Below are 4,717 nucleotides of genomic sequence, written 5' to 3'. Positions count from 1 at the left end.
GCCAGTCCGCACGGGGCTTTCGGATGACGAAGTTGACGTGCATGTCTCCGTCTCCGATGTGGCCGAAATTGATTCCCTCCACGCCGTGCGTCTCCGTGATGCGCGTCGCCTCGCGCATCAGCTCCGGAACCGCGCTCGTGGGAACCACCACATCTTCCAGGGCGCTCTGGACGAACCCCGCCACCATGGCCTCGCCGACGGCCTTCCGGGCCTTCCAGAGCTTGTCCCGCACGTTCCGGTTGTCCGCCACGAAGACCTCCATCGCACCGTGGCGGAAGCAGAGTTCGCCGATGCGCTCGTATTCGTCCGCGAGCGTTTCGGGGTCGTTGCCCTCAAGCTGGATGATGAGATGGGCTCCCGCATCGCCGTGGGGAAGACGGGTGCTGAGATAGTCCTCCACGAGACGGATGGCGCTGCGGTCCAGAAACTCGATGGAGGCGGGGATGACCTTTCCCTCGATCATGATCCGTGGGACGAAGGCTACCGCCGTGTCGGTGTCGGGAAAGGGAACGAGGAGATCCACCACTTTCGTCGGCAGGGGAAGGAGGCGGAGGATGATCTTCGTGATGATCCCGAGAGTTCCCTCGGAACCGGCGAGGAGATGAACGAAGTCGTAGCCCGTCACGTCCTTGCGGCGTTTGCCGCCGAACCAGGTGACGGAGCCGTCGGCGAGAACCACTTCGAGGGCCAGCACCGAGGCTCCCGTGGAGCCGTACTTCACCACCTTGTTGCCTCCGGCGTTCTCCGCCACGTTGCCTCCGATGAAAGAGGCGTCACCGCTGCAGGGATCTCCCGCGTAGAGAAGCCCCGCAGCCCGGGCGGCCTTCGTGATCTCCGCGGTCACCACCCCGGGCTCGACGGTGATGGTGAGGTTGTTCTCGTCCAGCTCCAGGATGCGGTTCATCTTCTCCGTGGAGAGGACGATACCTCCGTGCAGAGGAATGGCGCCTCCCGAGAGCCCCGTGCCGGCTCCCCGGGGTGTCACGGGAATGCGCAGGCGGTTCGCGAGAGTGAGCAGGGCCGCAATCTGCTCCGTCGTTTCGGGAAAGACCACCACGTCGGAGAGAAATTCGTCCTCCCAATGCCCCCTCGGGACCTGGTCGAAGGAGTAGGTCTGCCGTTTCTCCGGATCCAGGGAAACGTTCCTCTCGCCGAGGAGTTCCCTGATCTCCTTCAGCACCTCTTCGGTGAGTCGCCCGTAGGGTTTTTTTTCGACAATGCGCTCTGTGGACATCACGTCGTCTCCTTCTTCATCCATGTGGTGTGGGGCTGAGAAAAAAGAAAGGCCGGGAGCCCTTCCGTCGGGCTACCCGGCCTGAGTTTCGTTCGGCACGTCCGCCTTTGCACCGACCGTTTCAGGTGGGAGCCCTCAGGTGGCGTACCAAAAGTAAAAATAAAAGGACGCGTTTCCTTGTCCTGCGGAAAGACGCAACACGTACACAGCCCCTCTCTTGCACGGTGCAGAAATGATCAACATTTATGGTGCTGAAATTTATCAAAAAACCGCGGGAAAGTCAATGCCGATTTTTTTGCGTGTGACGAGACAGGGATACTGTCATCCCTAAGGAAGCTCTGGATAAAGATCTTTCGCCGCCCCTTGACTCGGGTCGCGTCAGGCGCCCTTCGGCGCTGGTGCAGCCTTCTTCAGAGGTTCCCTAAAACGAGACAGGGAAAATGCCCTCGGTCACGCACAGCGCGGTTTTTCTCCGGGGTGGAGTTGGAGCGGTTCTTTCCTTAGTCCCGCAGAGGTGGACAAAACGGCGGTTCCGGAGAGGGGGGCCGAAGGAAAGAGCGCACGGCGGGGCAAAGGGCGGTTCCTCTCTGTGCATGGGGAGGAGCGGTCGTCTCCTGATCCTGAAGGAGGCGAGCAACGCGGCGGTTTCGGAGGGGATTGCAAGGGGGATGCAAAGGAAGATGAGGACTTCCGAAAGAGCGTGTCCCTCGACAGGACGTTTTTTACGGAGGTGCTTGCGGCGCCGCCTCTTTTGAGGCACCATGGAGCGTAAAGCAGAACACATTTCTTCCGGAAATGCCGCACAGGCCTTTTCAAAAGCGGCGACGGAAAGGGAGGAAGAGCGATGCGCGCTTTACGGATCCGGGGAGGAACACTGTGGACCGGCGAGGCCGGATGCCCCCGGGCGGAGGAGATGCTTGTCCTCGGGGAGAGAATTGTTGCGGTGGGTACCGCCGAAGAGGTTGAGCGGCATCCCGCCGCAAGGGATGCCCGCTCCCTCGACCTGGCGGGGGAGTCGGTCGTCCCCGGGCTGACCGACGGGCATCTGCACCTGAACATGTACGCCAAGCAGCGCTTCGCCCTCGACCTTGAGGACGCGGTGTCGCTGAGAGATCTCCTGGAGCGGATCGGAGACGCCGCCGCCGCCTGCCCGCCCGACGGGTGGATCTACGGCGTGAAGTTCAACAACGCCCGATGGAGCGATTCCCGCATGCCGGAGCGCCGGGACCTGGACGGTCTGGGGCTTTCACAACCCGTGGTGTTGCAGCGGGTGTGCACCCACGTGAACGTGGCGAACGGCAGAGCGCTTCTTCGAGGCGGGCTCATCGGCTCCCCGGAGAGCGACCACGACGGTGTCCTGCTTGAGGAAGCGGCCTTTCCCCTTCTGGAGACCATGAAGGCGGAACTCTTCGGCGGCGGGCGCATGGAGGAACTCCTGGGCGATGCCTGCAGAGAACTTGCGAGCTATGGCATCACCTCCATCCATCCCTGCGGCGCGGACTACTACGGCATGGAGGAGGGGCTCGACCTCTATCAGGGACTCTTCCGCAAGAACAAGCTTCCCGTGCGGGTCTTCTCCTATCACGACAAGTTTCCCGTGCCTCCCCTGCAAAGCGGTTTCGGCGACGGATGGGTCACTTTTCAGGGGTTCAAACTCTATCTCGACGGTACCATCGGCGCCCGCACGGCGGCGCTCTCCGAGCCCTACGCGGACGATCCGGACAACAGAGGGCTTCTGAACCACAGCCTGGAACATCTCATCAGGCTGCTTCGGGAGGCCCGGACCAGGGGATTGCAGACCCTGATCCACACCATCGGGGATGCCGCACTGGACCAGGCTCTGGATGCCCTGGAGGTGGTGGAGTCCGCTCCGTGGCCTCCGCTGGTTTTTCCCTACCGCATCAACCATCTCCAGGTGTGTCGCCCGGACCAGGTGGCGCGCCTCGCCGCGCTGCCCGTCTTCGGAGATGTGCAACCCTCCTTCGTACCGAGCGACCTGGGCATTGCTCCCCTTCGTCTCGGACTCGTCCGGGTAAACTGGAGCTATGCCTGGCGCACGCTCCTGGAGGCGGGGATCCCGCTTTCCGCGTCCAGCGACAGCCCGGTGGAACCCCTGAATCCCTGGCGGGGCGTCTGGGCTGCGGTAAACCGCACCGACGACGCGGGTAATCCAGAAGGTGGTTTCCTGCCGGACCAAAAGCTCGATCTGGACCAGGCACTCCACATGTTCACCACCACCCCTGCCCGGGCGGTCGGTCGCGGTAAGGACCTGGGACGGCTCGCGCCGGGGTGCCTGGCGGATTTTACCGTTCTTGAGGACGATCTCTTTGCCATGCCGCAGAAAGAGCTTTTGCACGCAAAGGCCCGTCTCACCTTCGCGGGAGGAGCGTGTACCTGGGGTGATCTCGACGGTTGGGAACGGATCGGGTGATTCCTTCGGAGCACCGCCGCACCTGAGGTGATCCCGGTCGAGGCTGCGGTGCGGAGTGCCCGGAGAGGCTTTCCCGGGGAGGGATGAAGCATGTCCGGAAGAAGGGCTTCTCCGGGGTGGGGGCGGGTGTCCCACCTGAGGGAGCGGGTCCGGAAGCTCGAAAAGGAGCGGAAGGCCGTTCTCAAAGTTCTCGGAGCGGCCACGAGGATCGCGGACTACTCCATGGTCGTGGACAGGACGGGCGGTGCGGAGGCGGTGCTCTCCGAGGCGGTCTCGCGGATCCGAGCGCTTCTGCCTCTCCGGGCCGTCGCCTTTTTTCTGTTTTCCGAGAGCGGTTCGGAGATCGTGTGTGCCTTCGCGGATCCTCCCGAGGCGATGGCCTTTCTGGAACGGGAAAAGGAGTGTCTCATCGAGAACCGTACCTTCACCTGGCTCGTGGAGCGGCGGAAGCCGCTCATCGTGGCCGCCGAGGACGGCGAGACTCTCCTGCTCCTTTCCGCCGCCTCGGCGGCGAACCGTACCATGGGTGTTTTCATGGGCGCTTTGGAGGCGGTGCCGGAAGAGGCGCTGGACATGTCCCTCGCGTTTTTTTCAGGAGTGCTCAACAGTACGGCGAGCGTATTGCAGAACCTGGAGCTGTACCGGATGGTCCGGAACCTGAACGAGGAACTCCGGAGGAAGATCGACAGTCTCGAACGCTCCGAGGCGGCGCTTTCGGAGTATCGGGACCAGCTTGAGATGAGGGTGGCGGAGCGGACCGAGGATCTTGCCCGGGCGAACCGGGTGCTCCTCCAGGAGATCGGGGAGCGCAAGCGTGCGGAGGAGCTGGCGAGACGCCTCGCCTCCGAGGCGGAGGCGGCGAACCGGGCGAAGGATGAATTTCTGGCGAACATGTCCCACGAAATCCGCACCCCCATGAACGGCATCATCGGCATGGCGGAGCTGGCGCTCATGTCCGAACTCGATGCGGAGCAGCGCGATCAGATCGAGACCATTCGGGAGTCCGCCGCCTCCCTCCTGGAGATTTTGAACGACATCCTCGATCTGTCGAA

At 62.9% G+C, this 4,717-nt stretch carries 3 protein-coding genes; 2 read left to right on the top strand and 1 reads right to left on the bottom strand.

Features of this window, described 5'->3' with window-relative positions; translation table 11 throughout:
* Positions 1-1,234 (bottom strand): FAD-binding oxidoreductase (locus Q1K49_RS01050; protein ID WP_300521788.1); only part of this gene is annotated, 1,234 nt, incomplete at its 3' end.
* An 844-nt stretch (positions 1,235-2,078) separates the two neighbouring features.
* Here Q1K49_RS01050 and Q1K49_RS01045 point away from each other — a divergent pair.
* Together Q1K49_RS01045 and Q1K49_RS01040 are read left to right on the top strand one after the other, a co-directional pair.
* Positions 2,079-3,665 carry an amidohydrolase gene (locus tag Q1K49_RS01045; RefSeq protein WP_300521785.1) on the top strand — a complete coding sequence of 529 codons (1,587 nt, stop codon included), beginning with the start codon at positions 2,079-2,081 and terminating at the stop codon, positions 3,663-3,665.
* Positions 3,666-3,755: 90 nt separating this feature from the next.
* The coding region (locus tag Q1K49_RS01040) for a histidine kinase dimerization/phospho-acceptor domain-containing protein (RefSeq protein ID WP_300521782.1) at positions 3,756-4,717 on the top strand (962 nt) is incomplete at its 3' end.

Source organism: Aminiphilus sp. (assembly GCF_029975095.1).
In the GTDB taxonomy this organism is placed as follows: domain Bacteria; phylum Synergistota; class Synergistia; order Synergistales; family Aminiphilaceae; genus Aminiphilus.
The sequence above is the reverse complement of the archived record's forward strand: the minus strand, read 5'-3'. Positions and strand labels throughout refer to the sequence as shown.

Bases quoted from the DNA above. Each gene is read 5' to 3' on its own strand.
- Q1K49_RS01045 (WP_300521785.1), top strand. From the start codon at position 2,079: ATGCGCGCTTTACGGATCCGGGGAGGAACACTGTGGACCGGCGAGGCC.